Origin of the sequence: Synechococcus sp. Nb3U1 (assembly GCF_021533835.1) — a bacterium.
Lineage (GTDB): Bacteria > Cyanobacteriota > Cyanobacteriia > Thermostichales > Thermostichaceae > Thermostichus.
On record NZ_JAKFYQ010000001.1, the window covers coordinates 2,171,036 to 2,192,169 of the forward strand.

The 21,134-nt window shown below is 54.9% G+C and carries 19 protein-coding genes; 10 read left to right on the forward strand and 9 right to left on the reverse strand.

Annotated features, from left to right (window positions below; translation table 11 throughout):
* Nucleotides 1-273 precede the first annotated feature (273 nt).
* Together L1047_RS10355 and L1047_RS10360 are read left to right on the forward strand one after the other, a co-directional pair.
* Nucleotides 274-2,346, forward strand: a complete 2,073-nt coding sequence (locus L1047_RS10355) for a putative bifunctional diguanylate cyclase/phosphodiesterase (RefSeq protein WP_235278776.1) — start codon at nucleotides 274-276, stop codon at nucleotides 2,344-2,346.
* A 130-nt stretch (nucleotides 2,347-2,476) separates the two neighbouring features.
* Complete coding sequence (locus L1047_RS10360; protein ID WP_235278777.1) at nucleotides 2,477-3,727, forward strand: YcjF family protein; 1,251 nt, start codon at nucleotides 2,477-2,479, stop codon at nucleotides 3,725-3,727.
* A 30-nt stretch (nucleotides 3,728-3,757) separates the two neighbouring features.
* Here the strand turns inward: L1047_RS10360 and L1047_RS10365 are convergent, their stop codons facing one another.
* Both L1047_RS10365 and hslO read right to left on the reverse strand, forming a co-directional pair.
* Nucleotides 3,758-4,762, reverse strand: coding sequence for a glycosyltransferase family 2 protein (locus tag L1047_RS10365; RefSeq protein WP_235278778.1), 1,005 nt, complete (start codon nucleotides 4,760-4,762; stop codon nucleotides 3,758-3,760).
* A gap of 40 nt (nucleotides 4,763-4,802) precedes the next feature.
* A complete protein-coding gene (gene hslO, locus L1047_RS10370) occupies nucleotides 4,803-5,762 on the reverse strand; it encodes an Hsp33 family molecular chaperone HslO (protein WP_235278779.1) in 960 nt (319 codons plus the stop codon).
* A gap of 258 nt (nucleotides 5,763-6,020) precedes the next feature.
* Here hslO and apcA point away from each other — a divergent pair, with 258 nt between their 5' ends.
* From apcA to L1047_RS10390, 4 genes are all read left to right on the forward strand, one after another.
* A complete protein-coding gene (apcA, locus tag L1047_RS10375; RefSeq protein ID WP_235278780.1) occupies nucleotides 6,021-6,506 on the forward strand; it encodes an allophycocyanin subunit alpha in 486 nt (161 codons plus the stop codon).
* Nucleotides 6,507-6,569: 63 nt separating this feature from the next.
* A complete protein-coding gene (apcB, locus tag L1047_RS10380) occupies nucleotides 6,570-7,055 on the forward strand; it encodes an allophycocyanin subunit beta (protein ID WP_235278781.1) in 486 nt (161 codons plus the stop codon).
* 172 nt (nucleotides 7,056-7,227) lie between these two features.
* Complete coding sequence (locus tag L1047_RS10385) at nucleotides 7,228-7,431, forward strand: phycobilisome linker polypeptide (protein WP_235278782.1); 204 nt, start codon at nucleotides 7,228-7,230, stop codon at nucleotides 7,429-7,431.
* Nucleotides 7,432-7,566: 135 nt separating this feature from the next.
* Nucleotides 7,567-8,610 carry an ABC transporter ATP-binding protein gene (locus tag L1047_RS10390; protein ID WP_235278783.1) on the forward strand — a complete coding sequence of 348 codons (1,044 nt, stop codon included), beginning with the start codon at nucleotides 7,567-7,569 and terminating at the stop codon, nucleotides 8,608-8,610.
* Between the two features lie 206 nt (nucleotides 8,611-8,816).
* On the opposite strand, the gene L1047_RS10395 is transcribed toward L1047_RS10390, so the two are convergent.
* Nucleotides 8,817-10,457 carry a 2-isopropylmalate synthase gene (locus tag L1047_RS10395; RefSeq protein ID WP_235278784.1) on the reverse strand — a complete coding sequence of 547 codons (1,641 nt, stop codon included), beginning with the start codon at nucleotides 10,455-10,457 and terminating at the stop codon, nucleotides 8,817-8,819.
* A gap of 329 nt (nucleotides 10,458-10,786) precedes the next feature.
* Here L1047_RS10395 and L1047_RS10400 point away from each other — a divergent pair, with 329 nt between their 5' ends.
* Both L1047_RS10400 and L1047_RS16790 read left to right on the forward strand, forming a co-directional pair.
* Nucleotides 10,787-10,987, forward strand: coding sequence for a hypothetical protein (locus tag L1047_RS10400; protein ID WP_235278785.1), 201 nt, complete (start codon nucleotides 10,787-10,789; stop codon nucleotides 10,985-10,987).
* A 27-nt stretch (nucleotides 10,988-11,014) separates the two neighbouring features.
* Nucleotides 11,015-11,275 (forward strand): energy transducer TonB family protein, encoded by a 261-nt coding sequence (locus L1047_RS16790; protein WP_443081692.1) that lies wholly within the window; start codon nucleotides 11,015-11,017, stop codon nucleotides 11,273-11,275.
* A gap of 262 nt (nucleotides 11,276-11,537) precedes the next feature.
* Here the strand turns inward: L1047_RS16790 and L1047_RS10405 are convergent, their stop codons facing one another.
* From L1047_RS10405 to gatA, 4 genes are all read right to left on the reverse strand, one after another.
* Nucleotides 11,538-12,362: an arylamine N-acetyltransferase family protein gene (locus tag L1047_RS10405; RefSeq protein ID WP_235278786.1), complete on the reverse strand. Its 825-nt coding sequence runs from the start codon at nucleotides 12,360-12,362 to the stop codon at nucleotides 11,538-11,540.
* A 421-nt stretch (nucleotides 12,363-12,783) separates the two neighbouring features.
* Nucleotides 12,784-13,107, reverse strand: coding sequence for a hypothetical protein (locus L1047_RS10410; RefSeq protein WP_235278787.1), 324 nt, complete (start codon nucleotides 13,105-13,107; stop codon nucleotides 12,784-12,786).
* 26 nt (nucleotides 13,108-13,133) lie between these two features.
* Entirely contained in the window at nucleotides 13,134-13,586 is a 453-nt protein-coding gene (locus tag L1047_RS10415; protein WP_235278788.1) for a helix-turn-helix domain-containing protein, read from the reverse strand.
* A 56-nt stretch (nucleotides 13,587-13,642) separates the two neighbouring features.
* Nucleotides 13,643-15,142, reverse strand: coding sequence for an Asp-tRNA(Asn)/Glu-tRNA(Gln) amidotransferase subunit GatA (gatA, locus tag L1047_RS10420; RefSeq protein ID WP_235278789.1), 1,500 nt, complete (start codon nucleotides 15,140-15,142; stop codon nucleotides 13,643-13,645).
* Between the two features lie 167 nt (nucleotides 15,143-15,309).
* Here gatA and L1047_RS10425 point away from each other — a divergent pair, with 167 nt between their 5' ends.
* Nucleotides 15,310-15,759: a hypothetical protein gene (locus tag L1047_RS10425; RefSeq protein WP_235278941.1), complete on the forward strand. Its 450-nt coding sequence runs from the start codon at nucleotides 15,310-15,312 to the stop codon at nucleotides 15,757-15,759.
* Between the two features lie 30 nt (nucleotides 15,760-15,789).
* Nucleotides 15,790-16,698: a fructosamine kinase family protein gene (locus L1047_RS10430; protein WP_235278790.1), complete on the forward strand. Its 909-nt coding sequence runs from the start codon at nucleotides 15,790-15,792 to the stop codon at nucleotides 16,696-16,698.
* A gap of 28 nt (nucleotides 16,699-16,726) precedes the next feature.
* Here L1047_RS10430 and glyS read toward each other — a convergent pair whose 3' ends face one another.
* Together glyS and L1047_RS10440 are read right to left on the reverse strand one after the other, a co-directional pair.
* The gene (glyS, locus tag L1047_RS10435; protein ID WP_235278942.1) at nucleotides 16,727-18,904 is read right to left on the reverse strand and encodes a glycine--tRNA ligase subunit beta; all 2,178 of its coding nucleotides are present in this window, start codon (nucleotides 18,902-18,904) and stop codon (nucleotides 16,727-16,729) included.
* Between the two features lie 85 nt (nucleotides 18,905-18,989).
* Nucleotides 18,990-21,062 carry a cation:proton antiporter domain-containing protein gene (locus L1047_RS10440; RefSeq protein ID WP_235278791.1) on the reverse strand — a complete coding sequence of 691 codons (2,073 nt, stop codon included), beginning with the start codon at nucleotides 21,060-21,062 and terminating at the stop codon, nucleotides 18,990-18,992.
* Nucleotides 21,063-21,134 lie beyond the last annotated feature (72 nt).

Consider the following 21,134-nt stretch of genomic DNA (forward strand, 5'->3'; position numbering starts at 1 on the left):
CTTGCTGTTGACCCTTACCCTCAGCATAGTACAAAGGAGCCGTATTTGTGAACTGTTATCAATAAGCCTTGTTTTTGATTGAAAGGGTTAGAGGGTGAGTCTGTGTCTGGCACTCCTGGCTACGGGAAAACAGACGACAAGATACGTTAAAGGATACGACCCAACCCTATCGGTAGCGTGTAACCTTGGCTTTGAGCGGTTCGCGACTCTAAATTGAGGGAGGGATTAGCGGTCTTGCTCGGCAGATTCATATTATAAAGGTAGGGTAAAGGGGTGATCGTGCCTGTGGCAGCAGAGCAACTGCTATTGGTGGCTTCTCAGGAAACAGCCTCTCGGCTATGTCCGGTGCTGCGCTTGCAGGGGTTTCGGGTGCGGGTGGGCCAATCGGCGGATGCCTTGCCTTTGCAGCTGGCGGCTGGCCAATTGGATTTGGCTCTGTTGGATTTGGGATATGTGACCGAGATCCCGCCACAGGGGCTGCCGCTGATCTACTTCGATTCCGGGCTTGCCGAGCTGCCCTCTCAAGCCCAGTTACGGCTGCGGGGTATCGAACCGGGTTTATATCTGGCGGATCCCACCGATGCTCAAGCGCTGCGAACAGCGATCGAATTTTGTTTGTACAAGCATCGGGCCGAGAACAAACTGAAAAGTCTGGAACAGTGGTTGGTTTCCAGCTTGACCAGTGTGGGGGATGCGGTGATCTCCACGGATTTGCAGGGGCGGATTACCTTTATTAACCCGGTTGCCGAGGCTCTGACTGGCTGGCGCCGCGGGGAATCTTTGGGCAAACCCGTCTCGGAAATTGTTCGGATCGTGGATGCCCGCACCCATCAGCCTCTACCGGATCCCTGGGGGGAAGCGCTGCGGGGTCAGGTGATGCTCGGCTCCGGCGAGGCGGTATTGCTCTTGGCGCGGGATGGGGCGGAAGTGCCGGTGGCCAATGGCATCGCCCCCTTACGGGATGAATCTGGCCAACCGAAAGGATCAATCCTAGTGCTGCGGGATCTGACGGTGCGACAGTCTCCCCACGGGCTACTCAGCGCCCTGCACGATACCCTGACAGAGCTGCCCAATCGCGCCCTGTTTATGGATCGGCTGCAACGGGCGGTGGAACGGGCCCGGCGGCTCCCTGGGGAGCGTTTTGCCGTGTTGTTTTTGGATTTGAACCGGTTTAAGTCGGTGAACGATACCCTCGGCCATCATGCCGGTGACGAACTGTTGGTGGGGACGGCCCGGCGTCTGGAGGCCTGTGTGCGCTCCATCGATACTCTGGCGCGTTTTGGCGGCGACGAATTTGCCATTTTGCTAGAAGGGATCCAACAGGTGAGCGATGCCACCCGGGTTGCCGAACGCATCCACCAATCTTTGCAGGTGCCGTTCCAGATCCAGTCCCACGAAATCACAATCAGCGCCAGCATTGGCATTGCCCTGGCTGGCTCTCAGGCGTTGGCTCCCGAACAACTGCTGCAACAGGCGGATAGCGCCATGTATCGGGCCAAACAACAGGGGCCAAGTCGGTACGAAGTGTTCGATCCGCTTTTGCACCGCTACGCCAAGGCCAGAGCCCAATGGGAAGAGGAGCTACGGCACGCCCTAGACCAAGAACAATGGCAGGTCTGTTACCAACCGATGGTGAATTTGGCTACAGGGGATTGGCAGGCAGTAGAAGCCCTGCTCTACTGGGAACACCCAGAGCGGGGTTGGCTGAGTGGGCGGGAGTTTCTTGGGGTGGCAGAAGAAGCTGGGTTGGCGGTGCCCTTGGCAGATTGGTTTATTCAGGCTGCCCTGCGACAGTGGCAGCAGTGGCGAGCGCAGTATCCCTGGATGTCGGAGTTGCCTTTACACCTCAACTTGCTTCCCCAGCAATTTGCCCAGCCGGATTTGGCCCAACGCCTGCATCGCTGGTTACAGGAGTTCCAACTTTCTGGATCCCTGTTGCACCTTGGGTTAACGGGCACCATGTTGATGGAGGCCAGTTCTCTAGTGGAGCAGCAACTGCACCAATTGCAATTGTTGGGTGTGGCGTTGGTGTTGGAGCGGTTTGGTAGTGGCTATGTCTGTTTGCAACGCCTGAGTACCTTACCCCTACAGGGAATCCGGCTAGATGGATCCTTGGTGCAGCCAATCGGCCCCCATCAATTGGAACCGGACAAAACCCTGCTAGCGGCCCTACGCCTGGCAGAGACCCTGAATCTGCCCGTGACGGCCCCCGCCATTGAAACTTCAGAACAAGCCCTCTACCTGCAGCGCATGGGCTGTGTGGCGGGTCAGGGATCCCACTTTTATCCGCCTCTAGCCCCTCGTGAGATGGGATCCCTATTGGGGGCAGAATCCTTGGCGGCTTGATGTCTGCCTAGTGTCTTGGTTTGAGATCCCTGGGATCCCTTCTTGGTAGGGGACGAGCCCGTTACAGGGTATCGGCAGGAGCCATACTGAGGTTATACGCCTGTGGATCCCGGCTTGGGAATAGAGAGCCATGCCCCCAATTGATCCTGATCCAGACAGCCAACCCTGGATCGACAAGCTGATTACCTTAACCCATCAAACCGTTGCTCGTGCCCAAAGCAGCTCAACCCAACCCTGGGATTGGGCCAGTCACCCAGTCAAGGAGAGCGTTAAACAGAGCCTGTTGGAAGCGGAGGCAGAGATGGGCCACTGCAATGTCATGGTGATCGGCAAAACAGGGGTGGGCAAAAGCACCCTGGTGAACGCTGTCTTTAAGGATGAACTGGCTCGAACGGGTGTGGGCAGCCCCGTGACCCGTCACATTCGCAAATATTCCAAACAAGATTGCCCGATCACCATCTACGATACGCCGGGCATGGAATTGGCTGGAGAACAAAATGTTGGTATCCGCCTAGAAGTGGCCCAATGTATTGATGAACTGCGCCTACAGGATCCCGAGCATCACATCCACATCATTTGGTATTGCATCCATCATGAAGCCAATCGGCTAGAAGAAACCGAACTGGATTGGTTGCGGGCTTTAGAACTTAAAGATGTACCGGTCATTTTAATTTTGACCCAATACTTAGACGGCTCTGAAGAAAGCGAGTTCCTGCAATACTTGCAACACCAGAACCCGCCAGTGCGCTATATTGTTCCGCTCTTGGCTCGCGACAAAGTAATTACCCGGCAAATCACTATTCCCGCCCACGGATTGGAGCACTTAATTGGCTGTACGTTGGAACTGCTGCCGGAAGTCGCCCGTCTCGCTTTTATTCGACAACAACTGCTGCGGGTGGATCTAAAAGCTGATGCCGCCCTTAAGTATGTATCGAGCTACGTGGCCAGTGCTGCGTTTATCGGAGCTGTGCCCATCCCTTTTGCCGATGCACCCCTGTTGGTGACCGCACAAATTGGCATGATCGCCAATATCAGCTTTATTTTTGGCTACAAAACTTCCCCTTCTTTTTACTACTCCCTGATGGTGGCTTTGGCTGGAATTGGGGGAGCAACGGTGGCGGGGCGGGCGATTGTTTCCAACTTACTCAAGTTTATCCCGGGTGTTGGATCGATTGCGGGCGGGATCCTTCAATCCACCACGGCAGCCACCCTCACCCTCTCGATTGGCCTTGCCTACATTGAGGTGATGAAAGCGATTGCCCGCGCTGAAATTAAAGAGATCCAATTATCTCAATCGGAAATTCAAGAGCTATTTGTGCAGCAGTACCGCGACTATGCGGCTTCTGGAAGAAACAACCTCAGGGATGAGGACTGGGAGTGAAGTGCTGAAGTTGAATGTTACTTGGAGATGTTATTTGGAGATCGAAGTAGAACTGGGGCTGGCTTCCACCTTGCTGCGGCTGAGGGTACCGTCAAACCCAAATGCCCCTTGTACCAAGTAGAGAGGGCGGCCTTTGACCTCTTCAAAAATACGGCCCAAGTATTCCCCAATCACCCCCAAGCTGATCAATTGGATCCCGCCCAGAAATAGCATGATCACGGCCAAAGATGCATACCCAGGGACATCCGATCCAAATAACAGCGTGCGAATCACCAAAAAGAGGCCATAGAGCAAAGCCAGCAATGAAATCCCTAGACCCAAATAGCTCCACACCCGTAGTGGCCAAGAACTGAAGGACGTGATCCCCTCCATCGCCAAATTCCACAGGCGCCAATAATTCCACTGGGTTTTGCCCCGAAACCGAGGAGCGCGATCGTAAAAAATGGCCGTTTGCCGATAGCCCACCCAGGCAAAGATCCCTTTCATAAAGCGGGTGCGCTCCCGCATTTGCTTGATGGCCTCTACCACCTGTCGATCCAGTAGTCGAAAATCCCCCGTGTTGCGTGGGATCCGCACCTGACTGAGTTGATCAATGACATGGTAAAACCCGTTGGCGGTAAATTGTTTGAGCCAGCTTTCCCCCTGACGGCTACGCCGCACCGCGTACACCACCTGGTAGCCCTGTCGCCACAGCTCTAGCATCTCTGGGATCAGTTCCGGTGGATCCTGTAGGTCGGCATCGATGGGAATGACGGCTCTTCCCGAGGTGTAATCGATCCCTGCGGTGAGGGCAATCTCTTTGCCAAAACAACGGGAGAGGTTGAGCACCTTAATGCGGGGATCCCGTTGGTGAAAGGCGAGCAGTTTTTCTAGGGTATTGTCTTGGCTGCCATCGTTGACGCAGACCAATTCGTAGCTGAGCTGTAGCGGATCCAAAGTTTGGGTAAGGCGCCCAAACAAATGCTCAAGGTTATCCGCCTCGTTTTTGCAGGGGATGACGATGGATAGCTCAGGGGCAGTCAGCTCAGCTAACATCCAAGGGCAACCAGAAGGGCAAAAAAGGATCCCTTCGACATCATACGGTCGCCGACATATCCGCCACAATCGAGCGCAACTCATCTTCCGAGACGCGATACACCTCGTTACAGAAGTGACAGACGGCCTCCGCCCCCCTATCGGTGTGGATCATATCGATCAGCTCATCCCGCCCCAACATGCGTAGAGCCCCTTTCACCCGGTCGGAATTGCACTTGCAATAAAACCGGATGGTGCGCATCTCCGGCACAATTTTCAGATTCAGATCCCCCAGGCAGATCTGCAACAGCTCTCGCAAACCACCCCCAGAGGCCAACATCGGGCTGAACTCCTCCACTTTGGCCAAGCGGGTTTCCATCTCCGGGATTAAGCTAGCAGGCGCCCCTGGCATCACTTGCAGCAAAACGCCCCCGGCAGCCCGTACCCGATGCGAATCGAGATGTACCCCCAAAAGCACCGCCGACGGGGTTTGCTCCGATGAGGAGAGATAGTAGGTGACATCATCCCCCACCTCTCCAGACACCAACTCCACCGCGCTGGTGTAGGGTTGGCCGTACCCCAGATCCCGCAGCACGTGCAGATAGCCGTAGCGCCCGATCGCCTGGCCCACATCCAACTTGCTTTCCGAGGTGAGGGGGAGCTCAATCGCTGGGTTGCCCACATACCCGCGCACCGTGCCATCCAAGCCAGCATCCACCCAAATGTTACCCAGGGGGCCATCCCCCTTTAGTTGCAGGTTGATCCGCGCCTGACGGCGTTTCAGGTTGGCCGCCAGCAGCAACCCCGCGCTCATGGCCCGACCCAAAGCCACCGTGGCCACATAAGAAAGCTTGTGCCGCTCCCGCGCCTCTTGTACCGCTTGGGTGGACACCAACCCCACCACCCGAATTTTGCCTTCTGCCGCCGTGGCCCGGATCAGATGATCCGGAAGAGAGGGGGGCGGACTCTCAGAAACAGCTTTCGATCCCTTTGCTCCTTTTGAGCCAGAGGCATCCGTCATCACAACCTCAACGCGCGTCCTGGAGCTAAGTGACCGGGATCCCCTGGCGACTCACTTCTCCATATTGAATTGTAACCACTCTCCCGCAGAACCACCGGAGCAGCGCAGCTCAGTCAGAAGGGGCGAGAGTACCCCTTTTCTGGGAGACATCTTAAGAAGTATGAAGATCTGAGATGGGGGATGGCTACCATGTCAGAAAATAGCATCCGGGTATGTTCGTCATACTCTTTAAAAAAATCGACTTGAGGATAGATATCCATGAGCGTTGTCACGAAATCGATTGTGAATGCGGACGCGGAAGCCCGCTACCTGAGTCCAGGGGAATTGGATCGGATCAAATCCTTTGTCACCTCCGGTGAGAAGCGGTTGCGCATCGCTCAAGTCTTAACCGAGTCTCGTGAGCGCATCGTGAAGCAAGCTGCTGATCAACTCTTCCAGAAGCGCCCTGATGTTGTCTCCCCTGGCGGCAATGCTTACGGCGAAGAGATGACTGCGACTTGCTTGCGGGATATGGACTACTACCTGCGCCTGGTTACCTACGGCATCATCGCCGGTGATGTCACCCCGATCGAAGAGATCGGCTTGGTGGGTGTTCGGGAAATGTACAACTCTTTGGGCACCCCGATCCCGGCGGTGGCTGAGAGCGTGCGTCAAATGAAGCAGGTGGCCAGTGGTCTGTTGTCTCCCGATGATGCGGCTGAGGCTGGCTATTACTTTGACTTCGTAGTGGGAGCAATGGGCTAATCCCTCATTGTTTTGACTGCACAACTGTTTGATGTTCACTGATTTGGATTTAGGAAGCTCATCATGCAAGACGCGATTACCGCTGTGATCAACAGCTACGACGTCCAAGGCAAGTATCTCGACAACTCTGCCATCGACAAGTTGAAGTCCTTCTTCGCCACAGGCGAGTTGCGGGTGCGGGCGGCTGCCACCATCGCGGCCAATGCCTCCACCATTGTTAAGGATGCGGCTGCTAAGGCGCTGTTGTACTCTGATCTGACCCGTCCCGGTGGCAACATGTACACCACCCGTCGCTATGCTGCTTGCATCCGCGATATGGACTACTACCTGCGCTATGCCACCTATGCCATGCTGGCCGGCGACACCTCTATCCTGGATGAGCGGGTGCTGAATGGGTTGAAGGAAACCTACAACTCTTTGGGCGTGCCCGTGGGCGCCACCATCCAAGCCATCCAAGCCATGAAAGAAGTGACCGCGGCTTTGGTGGGTGCTGATGCCGGCAAAGAGATGGGCGTGTACTTCGACTACATCTCCTCTGGCTTGAGCTAAACGCTAGCGTCGCTGGATTGGCTTGAGTTCTATTGTCCAACGAGCACGACGGGCGATTTGCCGCAGGGATCTGGTGTGCTAATCAGGGTACGCGAGCTTTCTGAGGTGGATCGCCTGTTTTGCTGGTCGAGATTATTTCAGCCCATTTGTTGTCGATCAGGGATCCCTTATCATGCGCATGTTTAAGATCACGGCCTGTGTGCCCAGCCAAACCCGGATTCGCACCCAACGGGAGCTACAAAATACCTTCTTCACGAAGTTGGTGCCCTACGATAGCTGGTTCCGGGAACAGCAACGCATCCAAAAATCCGGTGGCCGCATCATTAAGGTGGAATTGGCTACAGGTAAGCCCGGCACTGATGTAGGACTGCTGTAGTTCCCCTATCCGTTCGTATTTTCTCCTCAGATACTGGCAATAGCCCTCTCCAGATCCGGTATATCCAGCTTCAGGGGCTTTTACCTTGGGGTTGGGTCAGCGGGTCTGCTTGTTTCATGGGGGTGAGGATCCGACATGTTCTCCCATGTACCGTCACCCCAGCTTGAGCCAATCATCACGGCTCGTGAGCTGAGCAAGGTTTACCCGGTCGCCCTTAAGGATCCCGGAGTCCTCGGTACGCTACGACATTTCTTTCGCCGCACCTATCGTTACATTCCGGCGGTGCAATCGATTAGCTTTCAGATCCAGCCGGGGGAGGTGGTGGGGTTTCTCGGGCCTAATGGGGCGGGCAAAACAACGACCTTAAAAATGTTGACCGGTTTGATCCATCCTTCTGGGGGCACCGTGCAGGTGGTGGGTCACACCCCCTATCAACGGGATCCTGCTTTTTTGCAGCAAATTACCCTGGTGATGGGGCAAAAACAGCAGTTGCTCTGGGATCTGCCGGCGATGGATTCGTTGCGGATTAATGCTGCTGTCTACGAGATCCCGGAAAAAGACGTTCAAGAGCGGGTGGGGGAACTGACGGAGCTGCTGAACCTGGAGGGCAAACTGACGCAACCGATGCGCAAGCTCTCCTTGGGAGAACGGATGAAGGCGGAGTTGCTGGCGGCTTTGTTACACCGTCCGCAGGTGTTGTTTTTGGATGAGCCGACGCTGGGGTTGGATGTGAATGCGCAGGCCAGTATGCGGCAATTTTTACGGGATTATAACCGGCGCTACGGAGCCACGGTGCTGCTGACCAGTCACTACATGGCCGATATTACGGCGTTGTGTGAGCGGGTGTTGGTGATCGATGCGGGGCGGTTGATTTACGATGGCGACCTTGACGAGCTGCTGGAGCAGTTTGCCCCCTACCGAGAGGTCAAGTTGGAATTGGCTCATCCTTGTCCGATCCCCCAATTGGAGTTCTATGGGGAAGTGCGAACCGACCGGGATCCCGGCGGGGCAGGGGTCTGTGAGGTGCGGCTTTGGGTGCAGCGAGAGCAACTTACCCAGACAGTGGCGAAGCTGCTGGCAGATCTAGAGGTGCTGGATCTGACGGTAACGGATCCGCCGATCGAAGAGGTGATCGGGCGCGTGTTTCAGGGAGGGATTCCGACCCTGACTGACTCATAATCATCATAATCAGTAATGATCAGTAAAGTTCAGCCCAATTCATGTTTGTAGCCTTTTCTGCCTTTACGCAGGCCCTCAAGCTAGGCAAAAAACCTGATGGAGCAAGGGATTAATCTGAATCTGCTGTATCAGATAATGCTGGAAAAGTCTGTAGTTCTGGTAGGGCTATCTTTGGGGATCCCTGAGGGAGGGATCCAACCTCAATCTCAGATTTTCTGGGTAGCGGCCTCCAGTTGTTCAGGGGTAGAGCGCACCGCGTGCAGAGCAAAGTAGAGCTTATTGAGGGCATTCATGTAAGCTTGGGCGGAAGCGACGATGATGTCGGTATTGGCAGCATGGCCGGAAAAGACCCGCTCCTCGTGGCGCAACCGGATGGTGACCTCTCCAATCGCGTCGATCCCGGCGGTGACTGACTGAACCGAGAACTCGATCAGCTTGTTGGGTATGTCGACAATGCGGTTGATGGCTTTGTACACGGCATCCACGGGCCCAGTCCCCACCGCTGCATCCATAAGCTCCTTCCCATCGGGGGTGATCAGGCGCACCGTGGCAGTCGGGGCCTGCTTGTCTCCGCACACCACCTGCACATGCTCCAGACGGTAGAGCTCTGGCACCGGGCGGGTTTCATCGTTGACAATGGCCTCCAAGTCTAGGTCAGAAATTTCTTTTTTCTTGTCCGCCAGTTCTTTGAAGCGGACAAAAGCTTTGTTCAGATCCTGCTCGGAAAGATGAAATCCCAACTCTTGTAGACGATTGCGGAAGGCGTTGCGGCCCGAGTGCTTGCCCAATACCAAGGTGCTAGATTGCAGGCCGATGGTCTGCGCATCCATAATTTCGTAGGTCTGGCGGTTTTTCAGCATGCCATCCTGATGGATCCCCGACTCGTGGGCAAAGGCATTGGATCCCACAATGGCTTTGTTGGGCTGCACCAACATCCCGGTCAGGTTGGAGACCATGCGAGAGGTGCGGTAGATCTCCTGGGTTTTGATGTGAGTGAGGGGTTTTTCTGATTCGATGGGCAGGCCAAAGTAGGGGTTGTAGTAGCTGCGCCGCACATGCAGGGCCATCACCAATTCTTCTAGAGCAGTATTCCCGGCCCGTTCGCCGATGCCGTTGATGGTCACTTCTACCTGGCGCACCCCCTGTTTGATCGCCTCTAGGAAGTTGGCCACCGATACCCCCAAGTCATCATGGCCATGCACAGAAAGCACTGCCTGCTTGATGTTGGGTACATTCTCGCGGATCCCTTTAATCAGTTGGCCGAACTCCTCCGGCATAACGTAGCCGACGGTATCAGGGATGTTGATGGTTTTGGCCCCGGCCCGAATCGCTGCTTCAATCACTTGGTAAAGATATTCGGGGTCGGAACGGGTGGCATCCATCATGGAGAACTCTACATCGTCCACAAACGATTTGGCGTAGGCCACCATGTCTTCGGCAATGTGCAAGACTTCGGCACGGCTCTTGCGCAACTGGTATTGCAGGTGAATGTCGGAGGTGGAAATGAAGGTGTGGATGCGGGGTTTGGCGGCAGGCTTGAGAGCTTCGGCAGCTGCTTCAATGTCCGGTTCGAGGGCGCGGGCCAAGCTACAAATCACGGGGCCATCGGCGGATCCCACCTGTTCGGCTACTTTCTGAACCGCTTCAAAGTCCCCGGGGCTGGCATAGGCAAACCCCGCCTCGATGATATCTACTCCCAGTCGGGCCAGTTGCCGGGCAATCGCCAGTTTCTCTTCGGTGTTCAGGGTGGCACCGGGGCACTGCTCGCCATCGCGCAGGGTGGTGTCGAAGATTAACACATGATCGAGAGCTTGGCCATCAAAGGAAGAGACCGAGGCAGAATTCATGACCGTAACCAGGACTACGAAACATCACCCTTTATTGTGACATCCTGCCCACCTACAGACTACAGCAGAAGCAGTGGGAACTTTCCTTAGATTGGCTGAACTCATGGCTCAGTCAGGTGACATACTCGGCTTCTGATCAGATCCCTAAAGGGATAATTCATTACCAAATGATAGGGTTTTGCGGATAAGAATATACTTACGCAAGTATATACAAGGACTGGACAGCCAAGATCATTGACAGATGTTCAATAAAGTTTTAAATATATTTTGGGAGGGAAGCTGCTTCCTCAATATCCAAAACTCTGAATCTTACTTAGGCAGAGTCAAGCATGAAAAACAACTTAGGCAATCACTTCGCTCTCTGTGCCTTATTACTCTCTATTGCTCTTGCTAGTTTGGCACCTTATTCCGCCTATGCCCAAAAAGAGTCGACTCCAATTCCAAATTTTACACCGCTTTTGGATGGAATTAAACCTTATCAAGGAAAAGCATCTCCTGAAGTTTTAGATTTTGCAAATAGATTGTCTTGAGAGCAAAGAGAAAAACGAGCGGCTTGCTTGGAAGACCTGAAAACTAGAATTCATGGCAAATGGAACTGGCCAAGAACAGATTCCAGCAGAAAAACAATAGTAACTTTCACCGTAAGGCGAGATGGAAATATCGAGAACCCCCGAATCTCTGAGTTCTCGAGAGATCAATTGGTCGATAGAGCTGATCTTGATACAGTACAAGATGCTTCTTCCTTAGCTCCTTTACCAGAGTCTTTTCCCGATTCGATTACAGTCAACTTCTCGTTCAACATCAATGTTATCAATTAGATACAGTCTTTTCCGACTTCACACAGGCTCTTGAGCTAGGCAAAGAACCTTATGGAGTAAGGGATTGACCTGAATCTGCTGTATCAGACAACGCTGAAAAAGACTGTAAGGTTAGCTAGATCACCTCAGTGGTGCGGAGCACTAGTTTTTGTCGGACAGGAACTCGGTGCAGCAATTCTGGTTGAAATGTGAGAAATAACTTCGCCTAAAAATTTCCTCGTGTCATAGCTAGAAAAAGTTTATGTAATTGGCTAATTTAATTCTAATCCAACAAGTGGATTCCGAAGGCTAAAGACAGCAGCCGGTAATATTCTTCTGCATCTTTGAGGGTACGTTCTTGTTTACCGGCGGGGGTGGTTTCAATCCATCTAAAAGAGTTTGAACCGTTGGCCCGGGCGGTCAGGGTAATGCGCCCATTAGGGGTAGCCAGGGTGCAGAGGCGTAGGCGGGTAAACATCGATTCGGGGGAGGTTTGATGAAAGTGGCACATCGACTTGAACTCCGACAGTTGGCGCGGGATCCGATCTAAAAGGAATAGGGTTTTCCAGGTTTGATTCGGTTGTTCCTGCTGCACCACCCAATGACGAGGAGAGGGCGTAGATGGACAGGGATCCGGACAGGGAACGAACCGGTAGCGCCCCTGCTCCTGGGTTTGAAGGGGGGGATCCCCGAAGCGCAAGGGCTGCTGAAAGGAATCCCCATACCCGACATCTGCTAGCCAAGCTTGGCCGTCAATGGTGACCTGTAACGCTAGATGATCACATTCCGGGCCAAAACTGCCATCCGCCCGGCTCACCTGCCCTGACAAAAGCTGTACTGAAAACCCCATTCCGGCCAGTGCAGCAGCCAGAAGGCTATTCAACTCGAAGCAGAATCCGCCCCGCCGTTCCACCACGATCTTTTGAAACAAGGGATCCCGTTCTAAGCGAATCGGACGACCGCGATGGATATCCAGGTTCTCGAAGGGCACCGTCAATAGGTGGGCCAAATGGATCTGTTGCAGGGTTTGCAGGGTGGGCTGGGTGGGGCCAAAATAGCGAATCCGTTCCAGATAGGCTCTGATTTGGGAGGGAGTGAGAGCATCCATATGGGTCAAGAACGCTTATGTTGACCCTAACAGGTCTCCTGGTGATTTGTATTGCTAAAAATAACCATGGCGATGGTGTAAATCAGACTCCACAAGCTCTCGAATTTCGACTGCAGGAAGATTTAGTAAGATCCAATAAGCTATCCGCAAACACCGTCATAAACTGCAGAGCTTAGTACCTTACAGCCTTTGCCAACTTCATGTACGACACAAGGTAAAGAAGAAATTCTCGTCGGACAAAGGGTTGGCCTGCATCGGCTGTAGTATGTATCGCTGGAAAGGGCTGTATGCTACTGTCGAAGCTGGGATGATACGAGATCCAGAGCAGTCTCAAGATGGATCGTTATCGGACTGGTTTAGATAATCCATTTTTGCTCTCTATTCTCCTTTGGGTCATGCTTTATCAATTTTATACGTAGGTTTATACGTAGGCATTTGAGTGTAACTGCTCCACCACCTGCTGCAACTCCCCCGACAACGGCGAGGGTTGCCGCCCAAAGCTCTCCGCCAGCCTCCGGTAATACCACAGGGATCCCTGTTTTCCGCCCGTAAACCGCTCCCACACCGCATCCCCCACCTGTTGCCAATCCCGCAAAATTGACCGGGCATTGTGCAATTTGTCGGCATTAGAAACCAACAACACTGATGCGCTGAGGGGATGCTCCGGATCCAACCGCTCCAAATGCTCAAGATAGGCTGTTTTCCGCTCTGCCCAGCTCTCTTCTTCCGGATGCCTTATGGACAATCCGGGCTTGCTTCACCTGAAACAAGTCAGGGATCCTTCGTGACCAGCGCACCTTGACCGTTCCCAGTTGGGGCAGTTTGATTCCATCCGGGGTGATGCAGTTCTTGAGCATTTGAGGGAAAAGGCATGGCCTCATCCGCCCCTGCTTTTTGAACCGTGGCAATCCTGACCGCTTCAGTCGCCACGGCTGACTCCAGGCTACGAATAACCTGTTGCAGCACTTGGGCGTTAGCAGTCTTGAGCCTGGGATAACTGGCCTTTGTTGCCGTCAGTGCCTTGCACTGCCAAGCGTAGCGAGTATCTGCTGGCAGGATGAACTCTTGCCGAATGGAACAGGCGTTGATAGGACATCTACGAGAATCCAGCCAGTCCTTGCGTTCCCGCAGCGCAGAGTTCCAGACATTGCGGCACACTTCCAAAGTGTTCTCAATCTCTGAAACCTGCTTGGCAGCCGGCTCTAGCTTGAATTCCCACCTCATGTTAAGCATCATCCCGCTATACCCTAAGAAGTGCGATTGCGTTTCTTAGCCTCACACTATTGCTGCACCTCTTCGGGTATGGGCGGAGCACTGCGACGGATCCTGGTAGTTTGCTGCACAAGACTGGGGCGCTGTTTGTGCCAGTCAGTGCTTTGCTCATAGGCGTAGGCAACCTGTAGCACTTTGCTTTCCTGTAGGGCATTGCCCACAATTTGCAGGCCAATCGGCAGTCCATCTACAAAACCACAGGGCAAGCTCAGCCCCGGTAATCCCGCCAAATTCACCGGGATCGTCATCAGGTCACATAGGTACATACTGAGGGGATCCTCCCGCTCGCCGGCTTTGAAGGCTGGGGTCGGAGTAGTGGGGCTAATCAACACATCCACCTTCTGGAAAGCATTGAGGAAGTCCTGTTTGATCAGGGTGCGCACCTTCTGAGCCTTCAGGTAATAGGCATCGTAATAGCCCGAGGAGAGAGCATAGGTGCCGATCATAATGCGGCGTTTCACCTCCGGCCCAAAGCCATGATCCCGAGTTTTGGCGTACATGGGCACCAGCGAGTCAGCAGGTTCTCGCAGTCCATATTTCACCCCGTCATAGCGGGCCAAATTGGCGGAAGCCTCGGAGGGGGCAATGATGTAGTAGGTGGCTAGGCCGTACTGAAAGCTGGGACAATCGATCTCGAGGATCTCAGCCCCCAGCTCTTGCAAGTGTTGAATGGCGGCTTGGACAGCAGCGCGGGTTTCCTCACCACACCCTTCGCCCAACAGATCGCGGATCACCCCCACCTTAAAGCCCTTGATATCTGGGATTAAAGCCTGGCTATAGTTGGGAATGGGCACCTTCAGACTGGTGGAATCCATCGGGTCATGGCCGGCAATGCCCTGTAAAAGCAAGGCCACATCTTCAACTGTGCGTCCGAACGGCCCGATTTGATCCAGAGAGGAGGCAAAGGCCACCAACCCATAGCGAGACACCAACCCGTAGGTAGGTTTCAGGCCGACCACACCACAGAAGGCCGCCGGTTGACGGATCGACCCGCCGGTATCGGAACCCAGAGCCACCACCGCTTGATCGGCAGCCACCGCCGCCGCAGATCCACCGGAGGATCCCCCCGGTACCCGGGTCAGATCCCAGGGATTGGCGGTGAGTTGAAAGGCAGAATTTTCGGTGGAACTGCCCATGGCAAACTCATCCAGGTTGGTTTTGCCCACCGTCACCATACCAGCAGCGGCCAGTCGCGCCGTCACCGTGGATTCATAGGGAGGGATAAACCCCTGCAGGATTTTGGAGGCACAGGTAGTAGGGATCCCCCGCGTGCAGAGGTTGTCTTTCAGGGCGATCGGGATCCCTGCCAAAAGGCCAATTTCCTCGCCGGCCCGAATCTGGGCATCTACAGCCTTGGCCTGTTGTAAAGCAAGCTCCTCCGTCACCGTGATGAAACTTTTCAGCTGCGGCTCCAGTTGGGTGAGGCGCTCTAGATATTCGCGGGCGATTTCCTCAGTGGTTCGCTCTTGATTGACCAACTGGGCATGTAGGGCACGGATCACGGACATAGACAAACTCGCAGGGAATGGCAAACGCTGATTGGGCCAGACAAAGCCCTCTCTAGGGTAATCCAGATGGGATCCCTTCCTGGTATCTTCTGTGGCTGTGGGCCTGGGGATGGAAGATACTAAGAAATGTTAAGCTACCAATGTTGGGATCCTATCAGGTGCGCGCTATGGAATCGGTTTACGGCGGCGACTTTTCCTATACCTTTGTCAATCCCCCTATTTACTCTGCGATTGCCCTGTTCAGCTTTTTTGCGGTCATTTTCGGCATTATTTTCAAAGACAAATTGGAATATCAGGTGGCCTTTTGGCATCTGAACCGGGAGAGCCAGCCCCAGATTCGCTACCGCACCCCTGGGGTGATCCTCACCTACAGTCTCTGTTGTCTATTTACCTTTGGCTTCGTGGCCGCCTGCCTGTACGTGTTTGGCCTATCTTTGGCTTTGGCTGGTCTCGTGGGCGGGATCCTAGTGTTGTTTACTGGAGGCTTAGTCTGGTGGCAATTGGGATCCCTTTTGGAGCTCTTGGTGATGGGCGGATCCCAGGCCATAGATATCGACTCTTATGGGGCAGGGGCGGTTTTGGATCCGGAGGCCCCGGCACCTAAGGAAGGGAAATAAAGGGTAAGTTCGCTAACTTTGGCTTTTTCGATGCAGCCCGTTTGGCAAGCCATTGCCCAGCGCCTTTGCGAAGTGACAGGGGATCCCTTGCAACCCCTGCAGTATCACTCCATCGGTGGGGGCAGCATCAACGCCACCTATCGTCTTTCAGATGGGCGGCAGGCTTTTTTTGTCAAATTGGCCCGTGGGGGCAGCTGCGGGGCGATAGGAGCCTTGGAGATGTTTGCTGCCGAAGCCGCTGGATTACAGACCTTAGCCGCAGCCGATGCGATTCGGGTTCCACAACCGCTGATCTGGGGATCCATCGGGGAGCAAGCCTATTTGGTGCTGGAGTATCTGGAGCTAAGCTCTCCGCGCGCCCATACGGCTAGCCTGCTGGGATCCCAGTTGGCCCAGTTGCACCGTACTCTTTCCCCTAATGGCTGCTATGGTTGGGAGCGCAACAACACAATCGGCTCAACTCCCCAGATCAACCTTTGGAAGCAGGATTGGGTGGAATTTTACCGAGAGCACCGGCTTCTCTATCAGGTCAAGCTGGCTTGTCAACAGGGATATCGTGGCCAGTGGGTCACCGGAGCAGAACGAGTGATGGCGGAGCTGGAAACCCTTTTTCAGGATTACAAACCGGATCCCGCTCTGTTACACGGGGATTTGTGGGGGGGCAACTATGGGGCGCTAGCGGATGGATCTCCGGTGATATTTGATCCGGCACTATACTACGGGGATCGGGAGACGGATCTGGCCATGACGGAATTGTTCGGGGGGTTCCCAGCGGAGTTTTACCGAGCTTACCAACAGGCTTATCCCCTCCATCCCGGCTATTCCCGCCGTAAACCTCTTTACCAGCTCTACCACCTGCTCAATCATCTCAACTTATTTGGCGGAGGCTATCTGGGTTCTGTCAGCCAGACCCTCGAGCAGTGCCTGCGCGCCCTCTAGTGAATAGGTGTGAATAAGTGAATAATGGCTATTCCCCCGCCATCACCACTGCTCCCATATCCCCCAAAAGGCGCGATTGGTTGCGCAACAGCCCCAGCAAATTCAGGCGATTGGCCCGGCAGATTGGGTCAGGATCCATCACCAAGACCGCTTCGAAAAACTGAGCGACTTGAGGGGCCGCCTCTTGGAGGGCTTCTACCAAGGGGGTAAAGTCCCCTTGAAGGGCTGGCTCTACGCCGCGGCGATAGACTGTTTCGCAGACCTCGTAAAGCTGAAGTTCTGCCGGATTTTGTAATTGCTGAGGATCAATCACTGCCGCCGGATCGACCACCTCGTAGCCCAAGTTCCCTTGCACGGCCAAGCGAGCACAGCGATTCAAGGTGGGGTACAGATCCGCCAATTCTCCGGTTGCCCGCAGATGTTGCAAATATTCAGCCCGCAATAGGGTGAGGGGCAGGTTACTCAAGGCTCGCAACGTCAAATCCGTCTGCTGGGGATCCTGGGCCCGCAGCGATTCCGGATCCCCCAACACCGCCTTGATCAGGTCGTAATCAATCTGTTTTTCCTCCTGCAAAAGGGTTTGCAGCCGTTGAACCAAAAACTCCTGCAACGCCCTCAAGGTCTCGGCATCTCCATTGGCATAGTCCTGAACCAGTCTCTGCAGCAGCTGATTCACATCCAAAGCCCATTCGGCATCCCAAGCAATCAGCACCAGGCTATTGGCCGCCCGCCGCAAAGCGAACCGATCCGAAGATCCCGTCGGGATCCGTCCCAAACGGAACATGCCCACCAGCGTATCCAGGCGATCGGCCCAACCCACTACTCGACCCGTCAGGGCTTTGGGCAGAGTATCTCCCGCCCCTAGCGGCCAATAGTGCTGCTCGATCCCCTCCGCCACTGCTTCTGGTTCCCCATCCTGACGGGCATAGTCGGCCCCCATGATCCCCTGCAGCTCTGGGAACTCGTACACCATCTGGGTGACCAAATCCGCCTTGCACAGTTGAGCCGTGCGATCCACCAGCGCTTGCTCTTGCGGAGCCAGATTCAAGGCTGTGGCGATCAGGCGGCTGATCTGGCGGATGCGTTCTACCTTATCCCGCACGGATCCCAACCCTTCAGCAAAGGTGACGGCCTCTAGGCGTTCGACTTTCTCCGCCAACGGGATCCGCTGATCTTCTTCGTAGAAAAAGCGAGCATCCGACAACCGGGCCCGCACCACACGGCTATTGCCCGCCCCGATCCGCTCCGACTGTTCGGGGTCGCCGTTGGAGATGGTGATGAAGTAGGGCAACAGTTTCTGGGGATCCCGTCGATCCCTGACCGGAAAGTAGCGTTGGTGAGTGATCATCACCGTCTCGATCACCGCAGCCGGTAACCGCAAAAATTCCGGTTCAAAGCGCCCTAAGACCGCCGTCGGCCATTCCACCAGTTGCACCACTTCCCGCAGCAAATCAGGAGGAATCTGGGCCTCTCCATTCACCTGGGTCGCCAACTGGGCCACCTCTTCCTGGATAAACGCCTGCCGTACCGCCGGATCCGGGCTTACCCCTGCGGCTTGCATCTGCTGGCTGTAGCTCTCGGCTTGCTTCAGTGTGACTGCTACTGGCCCCAACACCCGGTGCCCTCGGCTCACCCGCCCCGCCACCAATCCCGGAATGGTATTTCCCTCATGGGTGGGCAACAGCAAAGGCAACACCTGATCATCCCAAAGAGAGACCAACCAACGAATCGGACGCGGGAACTTCAAATCCCCACAGGCCCAGCGCATCAGCCGTTCGCCGCTTAACCCCGTAATCCAACCGGGAGCCAGCTCTTGAATCACCGCCGCTGTCGGTCGTCCCCGCACCTTTTGCACCGCGAACACAAAGGATCCCTTGCCCACTTGCCGTATTTCCAGGCTGCCGGGATCCACCCCCTGCTTCTGGGCAAATTTCTCTCCAGTGGCGGTAAGCTGACCCTCTTGATAGGCGATCTGGGCGGGCGGGCCTTTCACTTCTAAAGTGCGATCCGGCTGCTGGTTCGGTAATCCCTGTAACAAAACAGCCAAGCGGCGCGGTGTCCCGAAAAGCTGCATCTGCTCTGCTTGCAGATGAGCCTCCGCCAAAGAGGCAGGGATCCCGGTTTGCCACTGCTGCAAAGCTGAGTCGACAAAGCTAGCTGGGAGTTCTTCGCAGCCGACCTCCAGCAAATAAGCAACCATATCGATCACAAACACCTTCTCTCTATTGCCCCAAAAGCTGGGACACCTTAGTCTATCAGGCAGGCTGGGGCAGCAGTTCAGGCAAGACGCCTCAATACCAAGTTTGCTCCGTCGCCACCCGATGGGCGGGATCCCGCGGCACATGCACCACGATCATTGACAGTGTTGGTCGGTTGCGGGCGATGATCTCGGGTTCTCGACCCAAACGAGGACGATTGCGATTTTCGCTCGGGATCAACATCAACACATCCCCCGGCTGCAGAGCTTTAAGGACTTCCGCCACCACACCCCCCTGTACCCGTTGGATCGGCAAATTTGGGTATACTGCTTCATCCAACTTCGGCTTAGGAACCACTCGTTCCCCTTCCGGTCGAGTTTGCACCAAGAGAATCTGCAAACCGGCTTTCAATTCGCTAGCCAAGGTTTGGGCCAATCCGACGGTCTCTTGTAAAGAGCGGGCTGACACCTCCGGCTCAGCCGCAGCCAGAAGAATGCGCTGAGTCATCTCGATGGCCAACGGAAAGCGGGTGATCAACACCGGGATCCCGGCCTGCCGAACCACTGCGTCGATAATGCTGCCAAAGAAGTTCTCCGCATAGGTGGAATAGCCCTTCCACCCCAACACCACCAAGCTAGCTTGCCGTTCGGCGGCCGAGCGGACGATCCCTTTGTCGATGGAGTCATCCACCCGTCGAATCGGTTCCACTCGCGTCACAGCACCGTGGGCAAAGGATTCTGCGAAGGCCAACAATTGCTCCTGCTGAGACAGCGCCCCTGATGAAATGCCCGTGCGATCTGAGAGGACATGCAGCGGCAACAACGTCCCCCCTTCTTTCTTGGTCAGAATCAAAGCCAGCCGCAGCAGGTTATTCTCAGTATCCGGGTTGGCCACCGGCACCAAGACACGGCTTCCCCATTGGGGCTTGGGCAATTCGGTGGATTCCGCCACCACTTCCGTTGGCTGAATTTGATCCCCCCAGTGGGCAACAATCCAAGGAGAGGCAATACAGGTAACCAAAATCATGGCGATGGTGCCATTTACTGTTAGCTCATCCACTAGCTCCACTTCAAAGGCCACTGTGATCGCTGCCAATGTTGCCGCCGCCTGTGCCACCGACAGGCCAAACATAACCATGGTGCTGGAAAAGCGCCAGCCAAACAGTTGCGCCGAGATCCAAGCGGCCCCAAACTTGCTCACTGCCTCCGCCCCAATCATCACCCCCCCCACCAGCAAAGAGCGCGACTCCCCCAAAAGAATGCCAGGGTTGATCAACATCCCCACCGAGATGAGAAAGAAAGGCACAAACAGAGTATTGCCAATGAACTGGATACGGTTCATCAGCGGGCTGAGCTGCGGGATAATCGGGGTGATCGCCGTCCCTGCCAAAAAGGCCCCCACTACTGGCTCAATGCCGATTAATTGCGCCCCATAGGCCACCACAAACAGCGTGGCGATAACAAAGGTAAACTCCGCCCCCTCATCGTGGCCGAAGCGTTGAAAGAACCAGCCGCCTAGCTTCGGCACCCCCCACAGCGTGGCAAAGGTGTAGAGAGCAATTGAAGGGATCAGCGTCAGCCAAAATTGCAGTGTCAGCTCCCCCTGATGGGCCCGTACCACCACTGCCAGCACCAACAACGCCAAGACGTTGGTGATCAAGGTTGCCCCCAGAGTTGCCGTCACCGTTTGCAGGCGCATTAACCCCAGCTTTGAGACAATCGGCAGACCAATCAGTGTGTGGGAGGCAAAACAAGAGGCTACCAGCACCGCTGTCAAAAAGTTGTAGCCCAGCGCCAGCATGGCCCCGGTGCCAATCAGCATCGGCAACAAAAAGGTGAGGGCCCCGAAAATACTGGCTTTGCCGGCATTCAATTTTAAGTCTTCCAGGCTGGTCTCCAAACCGGCCATGAACATCAAAAACAACAGCCCCACCGTACCCAGCAGGATGATGGTGTCGTCTCGCTGCAGGATGCCTAAGCCATAGGGGCCAACCACCAACCCCGCTAAAATCAAGCCGATGATCCCTGGCAAGCGCACCCGCTCAAACAGCAACGGGGCCACCAACATGATCGTCATGATGATCAAAAACACCAAAACCGGATTCTCGACTGGGCCCACTAGCAAGGCGAAGGGAACCCCTTGAACTTGGGTCAAGTTGGCTAGCATAGTTCACCTGACAAACAGCAAGCAGACTGAATCCGAGCAAAGCGCCCGCATGAGTCTATCAGATCCCTCCGA